Annotated in this window: 13 protein-coding genes; 8 read left to right on the forward strand and 5 right to left on the reverse strand. The window is 67.9% G+C overall.

What is annotated here, in order from left to right; genetic code table 11:
- Positions 1–165: 165 nt before the first annotated feature.
- Positions 166–1,467, forward strand: coding sequence for an oxalate/formate MFS antiporter (oxlT, locus tag OVY01_RS08660; protein ID WP_267847055.1), 1,302 nt, complete (start codon positions 166–168; stop codon positions 1,465–1,467).
- A gap of 38 nt (positions 1,468–1,505) precedes the next feature.
- Positions 1,506–2,261, forward strand: a complete 756-nt coding sequence (locus OVY01_RS08665; RefSeq protein ID WP_267847717.1) for a GntR family transcriptional regulator — start codon at positions 1,506–1,508, stop codon at positions 2,259–2,261.
- Between the two features lie 3 nt (positions 2,262–2,264).
- On the opposite strand, the gene OVY01_RS08670 is transcribed toward OVY01_RS08665, so the two are convergent.
- Both OVY01_RS08670 and OVY01_RS08675 read right to left on the reverse strand, forming a co-directional pair.
- Complete coding sequence (locus OVY01_RS08670) at positions 2,265–3,938, reverse strand: siderophore-interacting protein (RefSeq protein ID WP_267847056.1); 1,674 nt, start codon at positions 3,936–3,938, stop codon at positions 2,265–2,267.
- 60 nt (positions 3,939–3,998) lie between these two features.
- Positions 3,999–5,444, reverse strand: coding sequence for a GntT/GntP/DsdX family permease (locus OVY01_RS08675; RefSeq protein WP_267847057.1), 1,446 nt, complete (start codon positions 5,442–5,444; stop codon positions 3,999–4,001).
- 375 nt (positions 5,445–5,819) lie between these two features.
- Here OVY01_RS08675 and OVY01_RS08680 point away from each other — a divergent pair, with 375 nt between their 5' ends.
- The 3 genes from OVY01_RS08680 (at position 5,820) to OVY01_RS08690 (ending at position 8,662) form a co-directional block, all read left to right on the forward strand.
- Positions 5,820–7,025: an amino acid aminotransferase gene (locus OVY01_RS08680; protein ID WP_267847058.1), complete on the forward strand. Its 1,206-nt coding sequence runs from the start codon at positions 5,820–5,822 to the stop codon at positions 7,023–7,025.
- A 185-nt stretch (positions 7,026–7,210) separates the two neighbouring features.
- A complete protein-coding gene (locus OVY01_RS08685; protein ID WP_267847059.1) occupies positions 7,211–7,363 on the forward strand; it encodes a hypothetical protein in 153 nt (50 codons plus the stop codon).
- Between the two features lie 357 nt (positions 7,364–7,720).
- Positions 7,721–8,662 carry an alpha/beta hydrolase fold domain-containing protein gene (locus tag OVY01_RS08690; RefSeq protein WP_267847060.1) on the forward strand — a complete coding sequence of 314 codons (942 nt, stop codon included), beginning with the start codon at positions 7,721–7,723 and terminating at the stop codon, positions 8,660–8,662.
- On the opposite strand, the gene OVY01_RS08695 is transcribed toward OVY01_RS08690, so the two are convergent.
- Entirely contained in the window at positions 8,631–9,506 is an 876-nt protein-coding gene (locus tag OVY01_RS08695; RefSeq protein ID WP_267847061.1) for an EcsC family protein, read from the reverse strand. The two genes, OVY01_RS08690 and OVY01_RS08695, sit on opposite strands and share 32 nt — an antisense overlap.
- Before the next feature lie 346 nt (positions 9,507–9,852).
- Between OVY01_RS08695 and OVY01_RS08700 the strand changes: the two genes are divergently transcribed.
- Positions 9,853–10,305 (forward strand): MarR family winged helix-turn-helix transcriptional regulator, encoded by a 453-nt coding sequence (locus OVY01_RS08700; RefSeq protein WP_267847062.1) that lies wholly within the window; start codon positions 9,853–9,855, stop codon positions 10,303–10,305.
- A 49-nt stretch (positions 10,306–10,354) separates the two neighbouring features.
- Here the strand turns inward: OVY01_RS08700 and queF are convergent, their stop codons facing one another.
- Entirely contained in the window at positions 10,355–11,179 is an 825-nt protein-coding gene (queF, locus tag OVY01_RS08705) for an NADPH-dependent 7-cyano-7-deazaguanine reductase QueF (protein ID WP_267847063.1), read from the reverse strand.
- A gap of 10 nt (positions 11,180–11,189) precedes the next feature.
- Positions 11,190–12,884: a threonine ammonia-lyase, biosynthetic gene (ilvA, locus tag OVY01_RS08710; RefSeq protein ID WP_349293515.1), complete on the reverse strand. Its 1,695-nt coding sequence runs from the start codon at positions 12,882–12,884 to the stop codon at positions 11,190–11,192.
- Between the two features lie 223 nt (positions 12,885–13,107).
- Here ilvA and OVY01_RS08715 point away from each other — a divergent pair, with 223 nt between their 5' ends.
- The gene (locus OVY01_RS08715) at positions 13,108–17,661 is read left to right on the forward strand and encodes an AIDA repeat-containing protein (protein WP_267847718.1); all 4,554 of its coding nucleotides are present in this window, start codon (positions 13,108–13,110) and stop codon (positions 17,659–17,661) included.
- A gap of 195 nt (positions 17,662–17,856) precedes the next feature.
- On the forward strand, positions 17,857–20,640 hold the full coding sequence (locus tag OVY01_RS08720) for an autotransporter outer membrane beta-barrel domain-containing protein (RefSeq protein ID WP_267847064.1): 2,784 nt from the start codon (positions 17,857–17,859) through the stop codon (positions 20,638–20,640).
- Positions 20,641–20,648: the final 8 nt, after the last annotated feature.

The following is a 20,648-nucleotide window of genomic DNA, read 5'->3' on the forward strand; positions in this document are numbered from 1 at the left end:
CCATGCCACGACGGTCCCCGAGCAATCTTGAAAATATCCGGCAAGTATATGAATTCTAAGTAATTTAATGTATTGGCATGCAAGCTGCTAACTTGTCTTCAATCTTGTATGCAAGATTTCACCGCTTCGTTCGTCCTTTCATACCGCTTGCTGGAGAAACAGGGAATGACCACTCGTTTGCCGGATGCCCCCCTCGCGCCGCCCACCGTCGCGCTACCGGCCCGTACCCGCTGGATCCAGTTGCTGCTCGGTCTGGTCTGCATGGCGGCGATCTCGAGCCCGCAATATGTCTGGACGCTGATGACCCGGCCGCTGGCCGCGAAGCTCGGTCTGCCATTGCCCGCGCTGCAGGTGACGTTTTCGCTGCTGATCATCCTGCAGACGTTCTTCTCGCCGTTCCAGGGCGCGCTCATCGAGCGCTTCGGCCCCCGCGTGCTGATCTCGATCGGCACCGTGATGTCGGGTTTGAGCTGGGTGCTGGCGTCGTACGCGAGCAGCGCGACCCTGCTGTATCTCACCTACGGCGGCATCGGCGGCCTGGGCACCGGCATCGTCTATGTCGGCGTGGTCGGCTTGATGGTCCGCTGGTTTCCGGACAAGCGCGGTTTCGCCGCCGGGCTGGTGGCCGCCGGCTACGGAATGGGTGCGATCCTGACCACATTTCCGATCCACGCATCGCTCGAGACGCGGGGTCTGGACGGCACGCTCTGGCTGTTCGGCATCATTTTCGCGGTGGTGGGTCTCGCTGCCGCGCAAGGGCTGCGCACGCCGCCCGCGCATGTCCGGAGCCTGGGCGAGGGCGCCGGCAGCGTGGCGCGCGACGCCTCCGGCGCCCGTCAGTACCGCCCCGGCGAGATGCTCAAAACGCCGCTGTTCTGGCTGATGTTCGTGATGATGACGATGATGTCCACCTCGGGCCTGATGGTGACCTCGCAGATGGCCACCTTCGCGCACGACTTCGGCGTCGCGAACGTCGTCGTCTTCGGTCTGGTCGCCTTGCCGCTCGCCTTGACGATCGACCGTCTCACGAATGGCCTCACGCGCCCCTTCTTCGGCCTGATATCGGACCGTTTCGGCCGCGAAACCACGATGTTCTTCGCGTTCGCGCTCGAAGGCGTGGCGATGGCGCTGTGGCTCGCCACGCGGGACAACGCGGTATTGTTCGTGTTGTTGTCCGGTGTGGTATTTTTCGGCTGGGGCGAGATCTTCTCGCTGTTCCCGTCGACGCTGACCGACACCTTCGGCACCCGCTACGCCACCGCGAACTACGGCTGGCTGTACATTTCGCAGGGGATCGGATCGATCTTCGGCGGGCCGCTCGCGGCGTTGATGCATCAGCATACGGGCAGCTGGAATCCCGTTTTCGGCACGGCGATCACGCTCGACATCTGTACCGCGCTGCTGGCGATCCTGGTCCTGCGGCCCCGCCGCCGGCGTTTTCTGGCCGCCGCGCGTCAAGCCGGTTGAATGCCGCATGCTAAAAGGGTGACATGCTTTCGGGTGCAATGCTTTCGGATGGTCGCCGCGCTTCCCGCGTTTCTTCCCGCGTTTCTTCCCGCGCCGAGACCGCGTACGCGCGGCTGCGCGACGACATTTTCACATTCCGGATGCTGCCGGGCGACCGCTTCACCGAAAGCGACGTCGCCGCCTGCCTGGGCATCTCGCGCACTCCGGTGCGCGAAGCCCTGCTGCGGCTGCAAGGCGAGGGGTTGGTGCGGGTACAGTTTCGCAGCGGCTGGGAAGTGGTGCCGCTCGATTTCGGCCGTTTCGAGGATCTCTACGAACTGCGCAAGCTGATCGAACGGCATGCGATCCGCACCCTGTGCGTCGAGACCCACGCGCGCGTCGACCGGGCCGTACTGACCGATCTGCGCGCGCAATGGTGCGGACCCGCCGACGCTGCGCCGCTCGACAGCGTGGCGGCTGCCGCGCGCGACGAAGCCTTCCATATCGCGCTGGTGCGCGCGGCCGGCAACGCCGAGATCCTGGATACCTTCGCGCATCTGACCGACAAGATCCGGGTGATTCGCCGTCTCGATTTCGAGTACGACAGCCGCGTGCGGGTGATCCGCGGCGAACACGCGGCGCTGCTCGACGCCATCCTCGCGCGCGATGCGGCCGCCGCGCTGGAGCTGATCGGCGCGCATATCGATGCCGCGCACGCCGAGGTCAGCAAGATCACCGTGCAGCGTATCCAGCAGGCGCGCGCGGATGCGCTGCGCGGCCAGCCCGACGCGATCCGCATGCGGCACGCGCTCTAGTCTTCACTCGCCCAGCTTTTCGTGATGCCCGGACGCGCCCGCGCGCCAATAGCTCGACGCGCGCACGTGGCGTTTGTCGAAGCCGCGCGCGTCGACGAGATGCGCGTGGAGCGCCTTCGCGCTGGCCGACTCGGCCGCCACCCAGGCATGGCCGGTGCCGGCGGGAAACGCCGTCTGTTGCACGGCGGCCAGCAGGCCCGCGGTCACGTCGGCTGCATCGGCTGCGTCGGTCGCTTTCACAGCGCCGAACACCGGATGCAACTGCACGTTCGGACGGGTCGGCCAGACCGGCAGGCAGTCCGGTGCGTCGAGCGCGACGAACACCAGCGCGCGCGCCTGCTCGGGCAGCTCCTCGATGCGACGGCCGATCGCCGGCAACGCGGTGGCGTCGCCGATGAGCAGATACCAGTCGTATCGGTCCGACAGCACGAAGGATCCCTTCGGGCCGCCGATGACCAGCGGATCGCCCGGCGCCGCCCGCTCGGCCCAGCGGCTGCCGGGGCCGTCGCCGTGCACGACGAATTCGATGTCGAGTTCCTGCCGCACGGGGTCGTAACGGCGAGGCGTGTAGTCCCGGGCGATCGGGCGTGGCGCCGCGTCGTCGCCCGGGGCGGACGGCAGGGTCGGCACCGTTTCGCCGGGGCGCGGCAGGAACACCTTGATGTGATCGTCGAATGCCGCCGAGACGAAGCCGCGCAGCGCCTCCCCGCCCAGCGTCACCCGGATCAGGTCGCGCGCCATCCGTTCGGTGCGCACCACATGGAGCGTGCGCCGGGTCGTTTCGTGGCGCACGCGGCGGCTTGCGTAGTCGGGTTCGGTCATGGATGACGCCTGTGAAAGGGGGGAGGTCGACACGGGCGCGGCGTGCGTGCGTACGTCCTCCGGTCCGGTGGGCGAGGCCGCGGGCCCCGCGACGATCGCCCGCGCGGCGGATTCGATCGCCTGCGCGATACGCTCGCTTTCGGCGCCGTCGTCCTGCACGCCGGACGCCATCAATGCCTGTTTCAGCGTTTCCATCGCCTGTTTCACGCGCGCGGGCAGCGTTTCGCGCGCGCGCATCCGGGCGACCGTGTCCATGCGCGCGAAGGCGCCGCGGATGAGTCCGGCGTTGTCGGCGGCGTGGCGCCGGCCCGCGTCGGTGATCCGGTACTGCCGCTTGCCGGAGTCCGATGCCGGCGCGGACAGCGCCAGATCCTGGTCCTCGAGCATCGTCAGCGTCGGGTAGATCACGCCGGCGCTGGGCGCGTAGGCGCCCCGGCAGCGCTCCTCGATCGAGCGGATGACGTCGTAACCGTGACGCGGCGCTTCGTCGAGCAGCGCCAGGATCACGAGCGGCAATTCGCCCCGGCCCAGTACCCGCGAACGCTCGCCGCGCGCCGGGCGTTCGCCGCGTCCGCCGTGTTTGCCACGTTCGCCACGCTCACCGTGGCCCTCACGCGCTCCATGTCCGGCATGCGTTTCGCGTTCGTCCCGCGCATCCCGGCCACCCTGTTCGCGGTTCATCCCGCCTGCCCCATGGTGACCGTGGTGATCGTGGTGATGGCCGCCGTCGCGTTGCCCGCCATGCCGGCCGCCGCGTCTGCCATCGCGTACCGCTTCGGAAGGGCCGTCGTGCCGCGCAGTGTCGGGGTCGTTCCCGGGTCCGCGCGAATGGATATCGCCGTCGAAAGTTGTCATTTTAGATATATCTTTAGGAAGTTTTTAAAGATATATCGTTAACGCAGGAAGGTGTCAAGGCTAGACCAGGATCTGCCACATCAGCAGCACCATCCCGAGTCCCACCACCGAGACGATCGTCTGCAGGATCGACCATACCCAGATCGTTTCCTTCAGTTCGAGCCCGAAGTACTCGCGCACCATCCAGAAGCCGGCGTCGTTGACGTGACAGAAAAAGACCGAGCCCGCGCCGATCGACAAGGCGACCAGCGACGCGTGCGCCGGCGCGAGATGCGTGGCGAGCGGGGCCAGGATGCCGGCGGTGGTCGTCGTGGCGACGGTTGCCGAACCGGTCGCCTGGCGCAGCGCGACGGCAATCAGATAGGCGAGCAGCAGGAGCGGCAGATGCGAGCCGGTGGCGATCTTGCCGACCGTGTCGCTGATGCCGGCGAGCACCAGGGTCTGCTTGAGGCCGCCGCCGGCGCCGATCGTCAGCAGCAGGATGGCGATCGGCGGCGCGCTGCGGCGCAGGATCCGGCCCACCTCGATGCGGCTGCGTCCGGTCGACCAGCCGAACAGCACGATCGCGAGCAGCACGGTCAGCGTCAGCGCCACCAGCGGTTCGCCGAGGAAATCCAGCACCTCGGCCAGCGTCGAGCCGCCGGGTAGCGCCAGCCGGGCCACCGTGCGGCCGAGCATCAGGATCACCGGCAGCAGGATCGTCGTCAGCGCGGCGGCGAAACTCGGCTGGCGCCAGGCGCGCCGTTCGGCCGTATCGGGCGTGTCCGGGCGCCGCGCCGCGTCGCCGTGCGCCGGCGGGCCTTCGGTGCTGAGCGACTCGCCGATCGATTCGACGATGCCGCCACGCTTGCGGTTCGCCAGGCGCGGGGCGAGCCACATGCCGTAGAGCGGTCCCGCGAGGATCACCGCCGGGATCGCCGCGACGAAACCCAGCGCCAGCGTCAGGCCCAGGTCCGCGTGCAGCGCGCTCACGGCGATCAAGGGACCCGGGTGGGGCGGCAGCAGCGCATGCAGCGTCGTCATGCCGGCGAGCGCGGGGATCGCGATGCGCAGCACCGGCTGACCCGAGCGGCGCGCCATCACGAAAATGATCGGCACCATCATCACCAGACCGACCTCGAAGAACAGCGGCAAGCCGATGATGATCGCCACCAGCGCCATCATCCACGGCAGCATGCGCTTGCTGGAATGCTTCAGCATCGCGTCCACCAGCCGCTCGGCCGCGCCGGATTCGGCCATCAGCGCGCCGAGCATCGCCCCCAGCGCGATGATGATGCCGACGTCGCCCAGCAGGGCGCCGGCCCCGCGGCTGAACGCCGTCGACACCTTTTCCAGCGGCAGGCCGGCCGCCGCGCCGGCGACGAAGGTGCCGACGAGGATCGCGAGATAGGGGGCGATCTTCAGCGCGGCGATCAGCGTGATGATGACGGCCAGCGCGAGTGCGCCCGCGACGATGAGCTGCGTATCGTGCGGCAGCCATCCTGCCGCCGCGAGAGTGTGGTTCATGGTGGAACGTTCCGGTGGGAGGTCGAGGAGCGATACCGACGCGGGCTGCACGGTTCCGTTCGTTGCCCAGTCATTGCCCGGCCATTGCCCGATGGCGCGGGCGCCGCGTCGTTCGCGCGTCATTCTGCGCCAGAACGCGGTTTGTTGTTGGTGCAATCAACCGGCGGTTTCGCCCCGACAAGCCGGCCCGGCGCCGCGTTCCCTGTCTGCGGCGCCAGCGCTGTCCGGCGCGGCGATGCCCGGGCGCAGGCGTCGCGCGACGGCGCCATGCCCCGGACGGCGGCAAAAGCCGCTAGACTGACGCCTCGGCAGGACGCGGCCCGCCGCGCCGCGCGCCGGCCCCTCTTTTCTTCGCTTTCTTACGAGTCCTGTCGCATGTTCCAGCACGTCGATGCCTACGCGGGCGATCCGATCCTCTCCATGATGGAGACCTTCCAACACGATGCCCGGCCCGACAAGGTCAATCTGTCGATCGGGCTGTACTACGATGCCGAGGGCCGTATCCCCCGGCTGGACTGCGTGCTGGAGGCACAGCGGCGCGTCGACGCGGACCCGTCGCCGCAGGTCTATCTGCCGATGGAAGGACTGGCCGGTTATCGCGCGGGCGTGCAGCGCGTGGTGTTCGGCGCGGACAGCGCGGCGGTGGCGGCGGGCCGGATCGCGACGATCCAGTCGATCGGCGGCTCGGGCGCGTTGAAGGTCGGGGCCGACTTCCTGCGCCGGTATTTTCCCGACAGCGCGATGTGGGTGAGCGCCCCCACCTGGGACAACCACGTCGCGTTGTTTCGCGGCACCGGTTTCAAGGTCAACGCCTACCCGTACTACGACGCGGCCACCGGCGGCCTGCGTTTCGACGAGATGCTCGCGACCTTCGCCGCGCTGCCGGCGAAGAGCGTCGTGCTGCTGCACCCGTGCTGCCACAACCCCACCGGCGTCGATCCGACCCGCGAGCAGTGGCAGCAGATCGTCGACGTGCTCGCCGCGCGCGATGTGATCGTCTTCGCCGACATGGCCTATCAAGGCTTCGACGTCGGCCTGGAAGAGGATGCCTGGCCGGTCCGCGCCATGGTCGACGCGGGCCTGCCGCTGGTCGTGGCCACGTCGTTCTCGAAGAATCTCTCGCTGTACGGCGAGCGCGTCGGCAGCCTGTCGGTGGTGTGCGAATCCGCCGCGGCCGCCGACGCGGTGCTGGGTCAGATGAAGTCGACGATCCGTGGCATCTATTCCAGTCCGCCGCGCCACGGCGGTGAACTGGTATCGACGATCCTCAACGACGCCGCGCTGACGGCCTCCTGGCACGAGGACGTCGCGCCGATGCGCGAACGCATCCACGCGATGCGCCGGCGTCTCCACGACATCCTGTCGGCGCGCCTGCCGGACCGGGACTTTTCGTATTTCCTGACGCAGCACGGCATGTTCAGCTATACGGGCCTCACGGGCGCGGAAGTGGACCGGTTGCGCGAGGCGTTCGGCATCTACCTGATCCGCTCGGGACGCATGTGCGTGGCCGGCCTGAACGAGGCGAATGTCGATCATGTCGGCGCGGCGTTCGCGCAGGTGCTGGGCGAGCGGGTGGCCTGAAAAAGCGGATGGACGGGCCAGGGGCGTGGGTGGGGTGGAGGGCGGGCAATCACATGCGGGTTGTCGCGCCCGGCCAACGCCCAAAAACGGCGTTCGGCGGCGAAGGGCTTGCTTTTTACGGCATGGCGGCCTAGATTAGGGATAACCCCTAGGAATGATTCCCAGCTATCCCGACGAGCCTTGCCATGACCACCCTCGCAAAATTCTTCTCGCACGAAGACGGCGCTGTCGCCCGCGGCCTCGCGACGCTTCGCCGGCAATGCCGCCTCGCCATCCGTCAGCACCTTGCGCTGTGCCAGGTGGTGGCGGACGCCGCCGCGGCCAGCGCCAGGCGCTGATCGGCCGTTGCCCCGGCGGGCCGGCGCCGCGATCTCTGGCGGCCGGTCCCGCCACCGCGGCGTTGCGAATGCCGGCCACGGTCGATGACCGTCGCCGGCTTTTTTCGCGCGCCGCATGTCCGCGCGATGCGCGTGCCCGTCTGTGTCCGTGACAGCCAAAAAAAAAGCGCGGCCCGAAGCCGCGCAAATGAATGGAGACCTCGATCATGCCGAAGGTCAACTTCTCGCAATGCCCATTCTAGTCGACGATCCTCCCGAAAATGGATGCAATCGAGACAATGGCGTATTGCGGTTCGGCGAATGGTTAACCTATCCTCGACGATCGTTTCCCGCTAACCCCTACGAAGAGGAGCGCCGATGAGTTGGCAGAACGTCGCGTTGTCGTGGTTCCTGCGCAGACGCATGAAAGGCAAAGGGCAGGGCGAAATCGATGTCGCCGAGGCACGCGCCCTGGCAGACAGGATGTGGGCCCCGCGCCGGGCGCCGCGCGACTGGCGGATCCGCGCGGTACCCGCGCGCGCCGCATCCGAGGGGCAGGTCGGCACGGTCGCGGCGGAATGGATCGAGCCCGCCGCGGCCGAGTTGACTCCCACGCTGTCGCGCACGGTCCTGTACCTGCATGGCGGCGCCTATCTGTTCTGCTCGCCCCGCACGCACCGGCCGATCACGTGCGCGCTCGCGCGGCATGGTCTGGCGCGCGTGCTGGCGCCGGAGTACCGGCTCGCGCCCGAACACCCCGCGCCGGCGGCGCTCGACGACGCGCTCGCCGCGTACCGGGGCTTGCTGGCGGATGGCATCGCTCCCACCACCATCGTCGTCGCCGGCGATTCGGCGGGCGGCGGCCTGACGCTGGCCCTGCTGCTCGCGCTGCGCGACGCGGGCGACCCGCTGCCGGCCGCCGGCGTGCTGTTCTCGCCGTGGACCGATCTCGCGGTCACCGGCGCGACGATCGATAGTCACGCCGATTCCGACGTACTGTTCGACGGACGCGGGGTGCGCGCGGCGGCCCGCCTGTATCTCGCCGGCATGCCCGGCACCGACTGGCGCGCGTCGCCGCTCTATGGCGATTTCACCGGTTTGCCGCCCTTGTTGATCCAGGCGAGCGACAGCGAGGTGCTGCTCGACGACGCCCGCCGCGTGGTCGACAAGGCGCGCGCCGCCGGCGTGGAGGTGGCGTTTCACCAGTGGCGCGGGGTCCCGCATGCCTGGCAGATCTTCGCCGGTTTTCTGCCCGAGGCGCGGGTCGCCCTGCATCAGGCGGGCGACTTCATCCGCCGACACGCTCGTACGCCTGTCTGACCGCGTCCTCGCCGTACAGCCGTTCCAGACGCCGGATCGCGAAATGACCGCGCGCCATTTCCTGGAAATGCGAGATGAACACCGTGTTGATCGCCGCGCCGAACACCGCGCCCACGACGGGGATCGCCTTGGCCGCAGCCTGCTCGCCCACCTGCGCGGAAAAGCGCGCGGCCACCGAGTGCACCAGCTTCGTCACGAAAGCCGAGCCGTGGCTCGCCGCGCTCTTGCCCGCGAGTTCCGCCGAGGCCGAGGCGACGGTCTGGGCCAGCGCGCCGCGTACCACGAAGTACCCGTACGACGCGTCGTCCTCCGCCGTCGCCGGGCCGCCCATCGCCAGCACCATCAGGCATTGCAGCTGTGCGTCGGGCAGCGACAGGTCCTCCCCGTACGCCTGCGCGATCTCGCCGATCGAGCGGAACATCAGCGTCGTGGTCACCGGCAGTTCGACCGGCAACGACACGAAGCCGAAAGCGCCGCCGGCGGCGCCGGTGGCCGCGACGGCAAGCTTGTGGAAACGGCTGCTGGTGCGCTCGACCGCCTCGCCGTGCGGCGCGGGTGTACCGGGTGCCGCGCCGCCAGGGGCCGTCGCGCTGCCATGGCCGGACGGCACCGGTGTCTTGCGGATCGTGCGCAGCGCCAATGCCAGGCATTTGTCGAGCGCCGCGCGCGTGGCGTCGTTGACGAGATTGCCGGCGACGTTCGGCAGGCGCGCCAGCAGCTTCTCGACCGGCGCTCCCACCATCGACGCCAGCTTCACCGGAAAGCCGGGATGCTCCAGACGGGCGCGCGCCTTGCGTAATTCGTCGAGGTGGTCCGGCGCGATCGGGGAGGGAAGAGGCATCATGCTCGCAGGTAGGAGATAGGGGAAGGTGCAGGCCAATACCGATGATACCGCCCGCTCGCGGTTCGGCGCTGAGCGCCCCCGGACGGGCGCTGGACGTGCCGGTCGCATTTCGGGTGCGCAGCAGCTTCGCCCCGCCTTCCCGGACTGCGGGCCCGCCGGCTGCGGGATTGCTTGCGTGCATTACAGTTGGCGGCCTTACCAATACCTATGGCCGGTATGAATCATGTCAATCGTCACGATAAGGCGGTGCCGCTCGCGCAAGCGTCGGGCGGTCGGCATAATGGCGGCGCCCTGCGTTCACGCAGTGTGGCAACAGACCCGGCCGTAACACAGCGGAGTAGAACGGATGCTTGATGAAAAGGACCGCATCGCGGTGGTGCAGCAGTTCGGACGGACCTACCGCACTTTCATGACGGCGTTCCAGGCCTGCGTCGGCTTGCCGTTGCTGCAATGGCGGATCCTGCTGATGCTGCGCGATCTGTCCAGCGCGCAGCCGCAGAAGACCCTCGTCGAGACGCTCGACGTGGACGCCGGCGCGCTGACGCGGCAATTGCAGCAGATGGAGCAGAAAGGCTGGCTGACGCGCAGCATCGACGAGCGCGACAACCGCCTCACGAACGTCGCGCTGGCGGAAAAGGGGCGGCAGAAGATCAACGAGGCGACGCCGCTGCGCGACGCCTTCCTGGCCGATGCGACCGACACGCTGTCCGAGGACAGGCTATGCCTGATGGAGGAGACGATGACGCTGTTCGAGGCGCGCATCAAGGAAGTGGCCGCCCGTTGCAGGATCGCGTCCTGACGGGCGGGATGGGCGGGACGGGCGGGGTGGTCCGCGGCGCGATGTCCGTCTATTGACGTGCCGTCCGCGCGTTGTCCGGCAGCGGCATCGAGAAATTGGTCCGGAACGGGTTGATGTCCAGCCCGCCGCGGCGGGTATAGCGCGCATACACCGCGAGCTGCGTCGGCCGGCAGTGACGCTGGATGTCGGTGAAGATCCGCTCGACGCACTGCTCATGAAAACCGGTATGCATCCGGTACGACACGATATAGCGCAACAACCCCGCCTGATCGATCTGCGGCCCCGCGTAGCGGATCTGCACGCTGCCCCAGTCCGGCTGCCCGGTCACCGGACAGTTCGATTTCAGCAGGTTCGACACCAGCGTCTCCTCCACCGGCGCCTCGTCGAGGCGCGCGCTCAGCAGGTTCGCATCCGGCATGTAGACATCCGTATCCAGGTCCAGACGGTCGAGATCGACACCGGCGAGTTCGTCGAGCACGAGCTCGCCGAAGGCGTCCGGCAGCGTGATCCGGATCTGCACCGGCGCGCCGCAGAGCGCCGAGACGTCTCGGCGGATCGTGTCGCTCAACTGCTCGGCCGATTCCAGCCGGGTCTGCGCGAAGGATCCCAGGTACAGCTTGAACGACTTCGACTCGACGATGTTCGGCGAATCGGCCGGCACCAGCGCGGTCAGCAGCGCGACGCGCGGTTTGCCGCGCGGCGTCAGCCACGACAGTTCGTACGCGTTCCAGATATCCATGCCGAAGAACGGCAGCGCGCCGGTCAAACCGATCTCCGCGCGGCCGCGGCTGCGCTCGATCGGAAACAGCAGGCCGGCGTCGTAGGTATCGCGATATTCGACCGGCTTGCCGAGAGTGGACTGTTCGGGTGTCATCGAAAAAACCTCATCGATCCTGGTGAAGGGAAGGCACAGCGCCAGCGGGCGTCATGTCGGCGCCTGTGTCGGCGCTCGTGTCGGCGCTCGTGTCGGCAAGAAACAGCCGGTACACCGGGTTGTCCGTCTCGTTCCAGTGCGGATAGCCCAGCGCCTCCAGAAACGTGCCGAACGCCGCGCACTCGTCCGCCGGGACCTGGAGACCGACGAGGATGCTGCTGTAATCCGCGCCCTGGTTGCGGTAGTGGAACAGGCTGATGTTCCAGTTCGGCGACATCGACGACAGGAAGCGCATCAGCGCGCCCGGGCGTTCCGGAAACTCGAAGCGGTACAGCAGCTCGTCGCTGGCGAGCGGCGAATGCCCGCCCACCATGTGCCGCACGTGCTGTTTCGCGAGTTCGTCCTGCGTCAGGTTCAGCGTCGCGAAGCCGGTCCGCTCGAAAGCCGCCGCCAGCGCCACGCCCTCGTCGCGGCTGCGCGTCTGCACGCCCACGAAGATATGCGCGGCGCGCCGGTCGGCGATCCGGTAATTGAACTCGGTGACGTTGCGCTCGCCGACGATCTCGCAGAAGCGCCGGAAACTGCCGCGCGCCTCGGGAATCGTCACCGCGAACACCGCCTCGCGCGATTCGCCCACCTCGGCGCGCTCCGCGACGAAACGCATCCGGTCGAAATTCAGATTCGCACCGGAGTTGATCGCGATCAGCGTCGCGTCGCGCAACCCCTCGCGCTCCGCGTATTGCTTCGCGCCCGCGACCGCGAGCGCGCCGGCCGGCTCCAGCAGGCTGCGCGTGTCCTGGAACACGTCCTTGATCGCCGCGCACAGCGCATCGGTGTCCACGCGAATGATCTCGTCGAGGTATTCCCGACACACGCGGAAGGTTTCGCCGCCCACCAGTTTCACCGCCGTGCCGTCCGAGAACAGCCCGACCTCCGCCAGTTCCACGCGCTCGCCGCGTTCCAGCGACTGCGCCATCGCGCAGGAATCCTCCGTCTGCACGCCGATCACCTTGATCTCCGGGCGCACCGCCTTGACGTAGGCCGACACGCCCGAGGCCAGGCCGCCGCCGCCGATCGGCACGAAGATCGCGTCGATCGGGCCCTGATGCTGGCGCAGGATCTCCATGCCGACGGTGCCGGCGCCGGCGATCACGTCCGGGTCGTCGAACGGATGGACGAAGCTCAAACCGCGCGCCGCCTGAAGGGTCAGCGCATGCCCGTACGCGTCCGAATACGACTCGCCGTGCAGCACCACGTCCACCCAGTTGCCGCCGTGCGCGCGCACCGCGTCGACCTTCACCTGCGGCGTGGTCGTCGGCATCACGATTACCGCGGTGCAGCGCAGGCGCGCGGCCGCCAGCGCCACGCCCTGCGCGTGGTTGCCCGCCGACGCGGCCAGCACGCCGCGCGCGCGTTCCTCGGCCGACAGGCCCGACATCTTGTTGTACGCGCCGCGCAGCTTGAACGAGAACACCGGCTGATTGTCCTCGCGCTTGAAATAAATTCGGTTGCCCAGCCGCGCGGAGAGGTTCGGGGCGAAATCCAGCTCGCTCTCGCGCGCGACGTCGTAGACGCGCGCGTTCAGCACTTTTCTCAGATAGTCGGGGGCCGGCATGGTCGTGTCCGCGGTTTTGCGAGACCGCCATGATAGCGCGGTCGGGGGCGGTGTCGCTGCGCGGCGGGGTGGGGCGGGCGGTTGCTCAATTTTACGCGGGCGACATCACGCCGAGGCGTAAGGCGTTACCCACGTTCGTCATCGGCGCGCGCATGCGTCGTTTTCGATCGAAAGGCAGTCGATGACACACCATTGACCTGCGACGCGTCGCGCCTACCTTGCCCGTTCCATGACCCCCCTTTCGTTCCGCAGAAAATACGGCGTGCGCCATTTTGGCCGCCGCAAGGTGTTTCTCTCCCGGCTGTGTTTGTCGATGTTGTATGGGTTGGGGGTAGTCAATGCAGTGCAACCTGTTGTGGCCCAGACCGTCGTGGCGACTGACCAGACCACTTCGGGAAATCTCGCCAGTCCAGCGATTTCCGCTGGAGAAACACTGCACGTCACGTCCGGTTATACGACGACCCGCGCGACGGTCTACTCAGGCGGGTTGGAAGATATTCTGGCAGGTGGCATTGGCATCGCGACGATGGTATCCGCTGGCGGTGCGCAGAAGGTAGCGGGCTACGCGTTCTCCACGGTGGTTTCCTCGGGCGGTGTGGAATCCGTGACAAGCGGCGGCGTGACCAGCCGCTCGATAGTATTGTCCGGCGGTTCGCAAAACGTCGGCAGCGGCGCGTTTGCGTCCAACACCATCGTCAACGGTCTGCAAACGATTTTCTCGGGAGGCTCCTCGCTACTGGCCTACGTCGTCACCGGCGGCATGCAGACCGTTTCCGCTGGAGGGCTGGCGGTTTCCAGTTTTGTGACCGACGGCGGCGTGCAAACGGTTGCCAGCAATGGTACCGCCAACATAACGACATTAAGCCGGGCGTCGCAAGTGGTGAACGCTGGCGGCAGCGCGCAAAACACTTATGTAGGCACACAGGCGCTGCAAACGGTTCAGGCGGGTGGGGTGGCAACCAGTACCACCATTGGGACTAACGGAGTGGGTTATGGTTTTGCCGTTACTCTCACTGGCGCCACCACGCCGCCAACCAATCGCGCCGGCGGGACGCAACTGGTCTCAGGTCTGGCGGATGCGACAACCATCGGCGGCGCCGGACTGCAAATCGTCGCTAGCGGCGGCCGCGCGACCAATACCGTCGCCGCCGGATCGCAAACCATTATGAGCGGAGGCTGGGCGTCCGGTACGACCGTGGCCGCCTACGGGTGGCAGACGATATCGGCGGGCGGTGTCGCGGTTGCCACAACGGTGTCCTCGCGCGGTACCGAAGTCATCAGTGCCGGAGGCTCGGCCACGGGAATCGTGCAGAACCAGGGCGCGGTGCTCGTCACCGATGCCGGCGCGACGCTCGACGGCGTCAATGCGGTGGGGGTCTTCAGCATCGCCGGTGGCGTCGCCAGCGGCCTCTTGCTGGAGAACGGCGGTAACTTGCTGGTGACGGGGCCGCAGCAGACGGCGATTGGAACCATCGTTGGTGCGGATGGCGTGTTGACCATTTCGGCAGGAGGAACCTCGCTTTCCTCGGTCATTAGTGCAAGCGGCACGGAATATGTCATCGGTAGCGGTTCGCTCGCTAACTCGTCGACGGTCAACGGCGCACAGAGATTGACGCTGGGCGGAGCGGCGCTTTCTGCCACCGTGGCGAACGGGGGAGTCCAGTACGTCAATTCCGGGAGCCTTGCGATATCGACACTCGTCAGTCAGGGTGCACAGAATATTGAGATTGGCGGGGTTGCCTCGAACACGGTTTTATCGAACGGCGTTAGTTTTCAGAACGTGTACGGCACGGCGATCGGGACGGAAATCTCCTCCGGCAGCGTGCAAACCATCTATGCGAGCGGTTCCGCCATCAGCGCCCACCTGTTGAACGGCGGGCAACAGAATATCTCGGCCGGTGGCCTGGTGTTCGACAACCTGATCGATGCCGGCGCCACGCAGACCATCGGCAACGGCGTCATCGCGAGCGGCGGCGTGGTGTCCGGCGTGCAGAACATCACGTCGGGCGGCGTTACGCAAAGCATCACGGTGGCCGCCGGCGGCCTGCAATCGGTGGGCATGAACGCCCAGGCGAGTGGCGGTACCGTGTTTGGCCAGCAAACCGTGTCCTCGGGCGGCGCGGTGAGCCTGACGACGATCGGCGCCGGTGGTTCGCAGCGCGTGCTGTCCGGCGCCTCGTCGCTGTCGGCGACGGTCGCCAGCGGGGGCACCCTGGACGTTCGGCCCGGTGCCGCGGCGACGGCGATCACGCAGGCGAGCGGGGCGGCGTTGATCGTCGATATTGCCGGCGCCACGCTCGACGGCACCAACGCGTCCGGCGGTTTCCTCGTGCAGAGCGGCTATGCCAGCGGCCTGTTGCTGGAAAACGGCGGCACGGGCACGGTCGCCGGACCCAGCGTGGCGGCCTACCAGAGCATCCTCAACGCCGGCGGCGCGCTGAACGTCAGGCTCGGCGGCACCTCGCACGAGACCTCGATCAACACGGGCGGCGTCGAGACCATCACGAACACCGGTTCCGTCGCGTCGTATTCGGTGTTGAACGGCGGCCGCCAGGAACTGGTCGATGGCGGCGCGGCCGTGTTCGCGACGGTCGCTAGCGCCGGCATACAGAATGTCGGCTCGCGCAGCACCGCGACGTCCACCACGCTGAACGCCGGCGGCACGCAGAACGTCTTGTTCGGCGGCAAGGCCAGCAACACGGTGGTCAACGCCAGCGGCGTGCAGAACGTGTTCGCCGGCGGCTCGACCTTCTTCACGCTCGTGAACGACGGCGGCACGCAGAACATCGCCTCCGGCGGCGTGTCGATCAGCACCTCCGTGGCGGCGGGCGGCACGCAAAGCGTCACGGACGGCGGCGTCGTCATCGGCAACAGCGTCAGCAGCGGCGCCACCCAGACCGTCGGCAGCGGCGGCGCGGCGAGCGGCGGCACGGTGGCGTCGGGCGGCTCGCAGACCGTGACGAACGGCGGCACGGCGAGCGGCAGCATGGTGGCATCCGGCGGCTCGCAGACCGTGACGAATGGCGGCACGGCGAGCGATACGACCGTCAGCGGCGGGTCGCAGACCGTCTCGGCGGGTGGCGGCACGACGAACACCGTGGTGGGTGGTGGCGGGGTGCAGACGGTGCAGACGGGCGCCACCGCGAACGGCACGACGGTCAACGACGGCACGCTGATCGTGAATGGCACGGCGGCGAATGTGACACTGAATGCTGCGTCCATCCTCACTGGCGTGGGCCGGATCGCGTCGGATCTGACGGTCAACAGCGGCAGCACCCTGGCGGCCGCCACGCCGGGCGCGGGCCTGTCGGTGACGGGCGCCCTTACGTTCAAGACCGGATCGACCTATGCGGTGACGGTCGCCAGCACGCCGGCGAGCGGCAACGGCGCGGGGACGGATAGTGCGGGTGCCTCGGGGCTGTCCGCGCTGGGTGGCGTCACGACGGTGACGGGCAATGTCGCGATCGCGCCGGGCACCACGCTCACGCTCACCGCGCAGCCCGGCCTCTACACCCCCGGCATGAAGTTCGCGATCGTGAACTACGGCGGCACGGCGTCCGGCAGCTTCGACACCGTCAACAACGATTTCGCCTACGTGGTGCCCACGCTCAGCTACGACGCGGGCCAGATCGCGGTGACGCTGGTGGTCTCGCCGATGGCGAGCTTCGCCTCGGTCGCGCAGACCGGCGATCAGGCAGGCGTGGGCAACGCCGTGACAAGCATCTACCGCGCGGGCGGCAACGCGCTCACCACCGCGTTGTTGTCGGCATCGACGACGCAGGCGCGCGCCGCGCTCACGCAGATGGCGGGTGACGAGACGCCGGCGTTCCGGCAGATTGCCGAGCGGCGGATGGATCAGGCGCAAGGCGTGATCAGCGATCGGCTGGGGGGTGTCAATACGGCGGATGGCGGCGCGACGGTGGCGAGCGCGTCCGGTTCGGAGAAGTCGGGGTTGGCGCTTTCAGGCGCATCGGGCAGCGCAGCGGCAGCCATTGATCCGGTGAACAAGGTAGAACGCGAATTGTGGGTGCAGGCGAGCTACCAGAACGCGCGCACCGCCGGCAACGACGCCACCGGTGCCGCCGCTTATCTCGACCGCTCCACGGCGCTGACGATCGGCCATGACCGGGCGATCACGCCGACGGTGCGCGTCGGCGCCGCGCTGATGCTCAACAACGACACGGTGAGTTTCAGCGACCGTGGCGCGAACGGGCGCGTCAATGGCGTGCAGGCGCTGCTCTACGGCAGTTTCGTACCCGTGGACCGCCCGGTGTTCGTCAATACCATCGCCGGCTATGGCTGGTGGAACAACACGCTCTCGCGGCAAGTGACGTTGGGTACGCTGTCGGGCAATGCGAATGGCAGCTTCGATACCACGGCCGCGTCGCTCTATACCGAAGCCGGGCTGAATCTCGCCACCGCCATCGGGACAGTGCAGCCGTACGCTGGCGTGAAAGTGGGCCGTTACCAGCAGCAGGGCTATGCGGAAAGCGCGGCGAGCGGTACGAACGTGTTCGACCTGCGCTACGGCGGCGCGCATACCACGGCCGCGTCGGGTTTGCTGGGCGTGCGCGTGAAGCACGACGGCGCGGCGCTCTTCGGACACGGCTTCGACTGGCAGATGGACGTGGCATGGCAACACCGCTTCGGCCCGGGCGACAGCACGGTGCAGGCGGCCTTCGCCGATGCGCCCACGATCGGCTATCAAGTCGGCGGCACGAAGATGGACCACGACGCGCTGCGCACGACGCTGGGGGTGAAGTGGGCGCTGAACCGCACCACATCGCTGTATGTGAATGCCGGCATGTCGCTGGGCGCGACGATGCGGACGTACGCGGGCAATGCCGGGGTGCAGTGGAAGTGGTAGCGAAAGTCATCATCCGGGGCGCATGCCGTGCATGCCGTCCTGGATGATGACTCAATTTTACGAAGGCGGAACAACTTAGGCATGCGAGGCGTTACTCACGAGCGTCACTGGCGCGCGCAGAGGTCGTTCTCGATCGGGATCGCGTCCATGGCATACCCCTGACCCGCGACACGTCGCTCTTCATTCGCCTGCCCCATGAGTCCTCTTTCGTTCCGCAGAAAATACGGTGTGCGCCGTTTCGGCCGTCGCTGCTCGGATCCCTCCGCCTTGTGCCTGTCCGTATTGTTCGGGATCGGTTTGATCGGCGCGGTGACGCCCGTGCAGGCGCAGCAGGTCGTTTCGGGCGTGCAGGGTCTGACGAGCGGCACGCTGTCGATGCCCGAGATCCAGGCCGGCGGCATATTGAACGTGGGCAGTGGCGGCGTGACGCGCCAGACGGGCATCGCCGCCCAGGGCACCGAGAACCTCCTGGCCGGCGGCATCGCCAGCGGCACGACGGTCAATACGGGCGGCGTGCAGAACGTGTGGAAGGGTGGATCGACCGTGGGGACGCTGGTCGAGAACGGCGGCACGCAGAACGTGTATGCGAGCGCCGCGCCGAGCAGCGCGACGACGGGGGCCGTCACGAGCACTGTCATAACGTCGGCGTCGGCGTCGGCGTCGGCGTCGGTCTCGGCCTCTAGTTCGTCCATCATCGCCTCGACCTTCGCACAGACGGGCAGTGTCGCAGGTGGCGTGACGAGCGCGTCGGCGGCGGTCATGACGAGCGGCGTGAGCGGCACGACGGTGTTGACCGGGGGCAACCAGAACGTCTTCAGCGGTGGCGTCGTGACGGGCACCTTCGTCGATGGCGGCACGCAGACGGTGACGAGCGGCGCCAGCGCGACCGCCACGACGGTCGACAACGGTGGCACGCAGACCGTGCTCTCGGGCGGCAGCGCGAGCGGCACGACCCTGAACGCAACCGGCGTGCAAACCGTCCGGCAGGGCGGTGCCGCGGTGGCGACGCAGGTCAACGCCGGCGGCACGCAGAATGTGTATGCCAGCTATCCGGTGACATCGAAGACCACGGTCGTCACGGTGCTTCTGCCCCCGTCGGCCCCCGGCCAGCCTAGCGCAGCGTACGCCTATTCGGTCATCACGCTCGTCACGGGCACCACGGCGAGCGTGAGCGGCACGACGGTCGTCGCCGGTGGCAGCCAAAACGTTTTCAGCGGCGGCGTGGTGACCGATACCTTCCTCGACGGCGGCGTCCAGACGCTGGCGAGCGGCGCCAGCGCGACCGCCACGCGTCTGGACAATGGCGGCACGCAGATCGTGCAGTCGGGCGCATACGCGAGCGGCACGACGGTGAACTCGGGCAGTGTGGTGGTGGACGGCACGGCGTCCCATCTGGTGCTGGGCGACGGCGCCACGGTGGCGGGCACCGGCACCATCGCATCCGATCTGACGATGGCCCCGGGCAGCACGCTGCGCGCCGCCACGCCGAATGCCGGACTGACGGTGACGGGCAATCTGGCGTTCGCCAGTGGTTCGGTGTATGGCGTGACGGTGGATGCCACCGGGGCGGGAATGACGCACGTCGGTGGCAACCTGTCGATCGACGCGGGCAGCACGGTGTCGTTGCTCGCCACGCAGGCCGGCACGTACAAGGCGAATACCCCGTACACGATCATCGCCTACGACGGCGCGGGCAGCGGCACGTTCGGCACGGCGAAAAGCACGTTCGCCTACGTCACGCCCGTGTTGACCTATGGCGACAACAAAGTGGTGGTCACGCTGTCCACGATGTCGACCGCGCCGGTGACTCCCGCGGCCCCGGCGGGATTCCCGGTGTATTTCGCCTCGGTGGCCGCGACCGTCAACCAGCGGCATGTCGGCGACGCGCTGACCTCGATTTACGCCGCGGGCGGCGACCCGCTCACCGGCGTCATGGTGACCGCCTCGGTGAGTGAGGCGCAACAAGCATTGCGCACGCTCAGCGGCGACGAGGTGCCCGCGTTCGGGCAGATCGCCGAGCGCCGCATGGATCAGGCGCAGGGCGTGATCAGCAACCGCCTCGCCGATGCAACCGGCGCCGGGCCGGGCGCTGCCACGCCTGGTTCGAAGGCGCAGCCGACGCTGGGGCGCGAACTCTGGGTGCAAGCGAGCTACCAGAACGCACGCACCGCCGGCAACGACGCCACCGGCGCCGCCGCCTACCTGGACCGCGCCACGGCGCTGACGATCGGCCATGACCGCGCGATCACGCCGACGGTGCGTGTCGGCGCCGCGCTGATGCTCAACACCGACACGGTGAGCTTCAGCGACCGCGGTGCGAACGGGCGCGTCGATGGCGCGCAGGCGCTGCTCTACGGCAGCTTCACGCCCGCGGATCGCCCGGTGTTCGTCAATACCATCGCCGGCTACGGTTGGTGGAACAACACGCTATCGCGCCAGGTGACGCTGGGCACGCTGTCGGGCAATGCGCATGGCAGCTTCGATACCATGGCCGCGTCGCTCTATACCGAGGCCGGGCTGAATTTCGTCAGCGCCATCGGCACGTTGCAACCCTATGTGGGCGCGAAGGTGGGCCGCTACCAGCAGCAAGGTTATGCGGAAAGCGCGGCAAGCGGCACGAACGTGTTCGACCTGCGCTACGGCGGCGCGCGCACCACGGCCGCATCAAGTTTGTTAGGTATGCGTGTGAAGCACGACGGCGCGGCGCTCTTCGGGCATGGCTTCGACTGGCAGATGGACGTGGCATGGCAGCACCGCTTCGGCCCGAGCGGAAGCACGCTACAGGCGGCTTTCGTCGATGCGCCCACGATCGGCTATCAGGTCGGCGGCACGAAGATGGATCACGACGCGCTGCGCACGACGCTGGGGGTGAAGTGGGCGGTGAACCGGACCATGTCGGTGTATGTCACCGCGGGAATGTCGCTGGGCGCGACGACGCAGGCGTACGCGGGCAATGCCGGCGTGCAGTGGCGGTGGTGAGCGGTGAT

Source organism: Robbsia betulipollinis (assembly GCF_026624755.1).
Classification (GTDB): Bacteria; Pseudomonadota; Gammaproteobacteria; order Burkholderiales; family Burkholderiaceae; genus Robbsia; species Robbsia betulipollinis.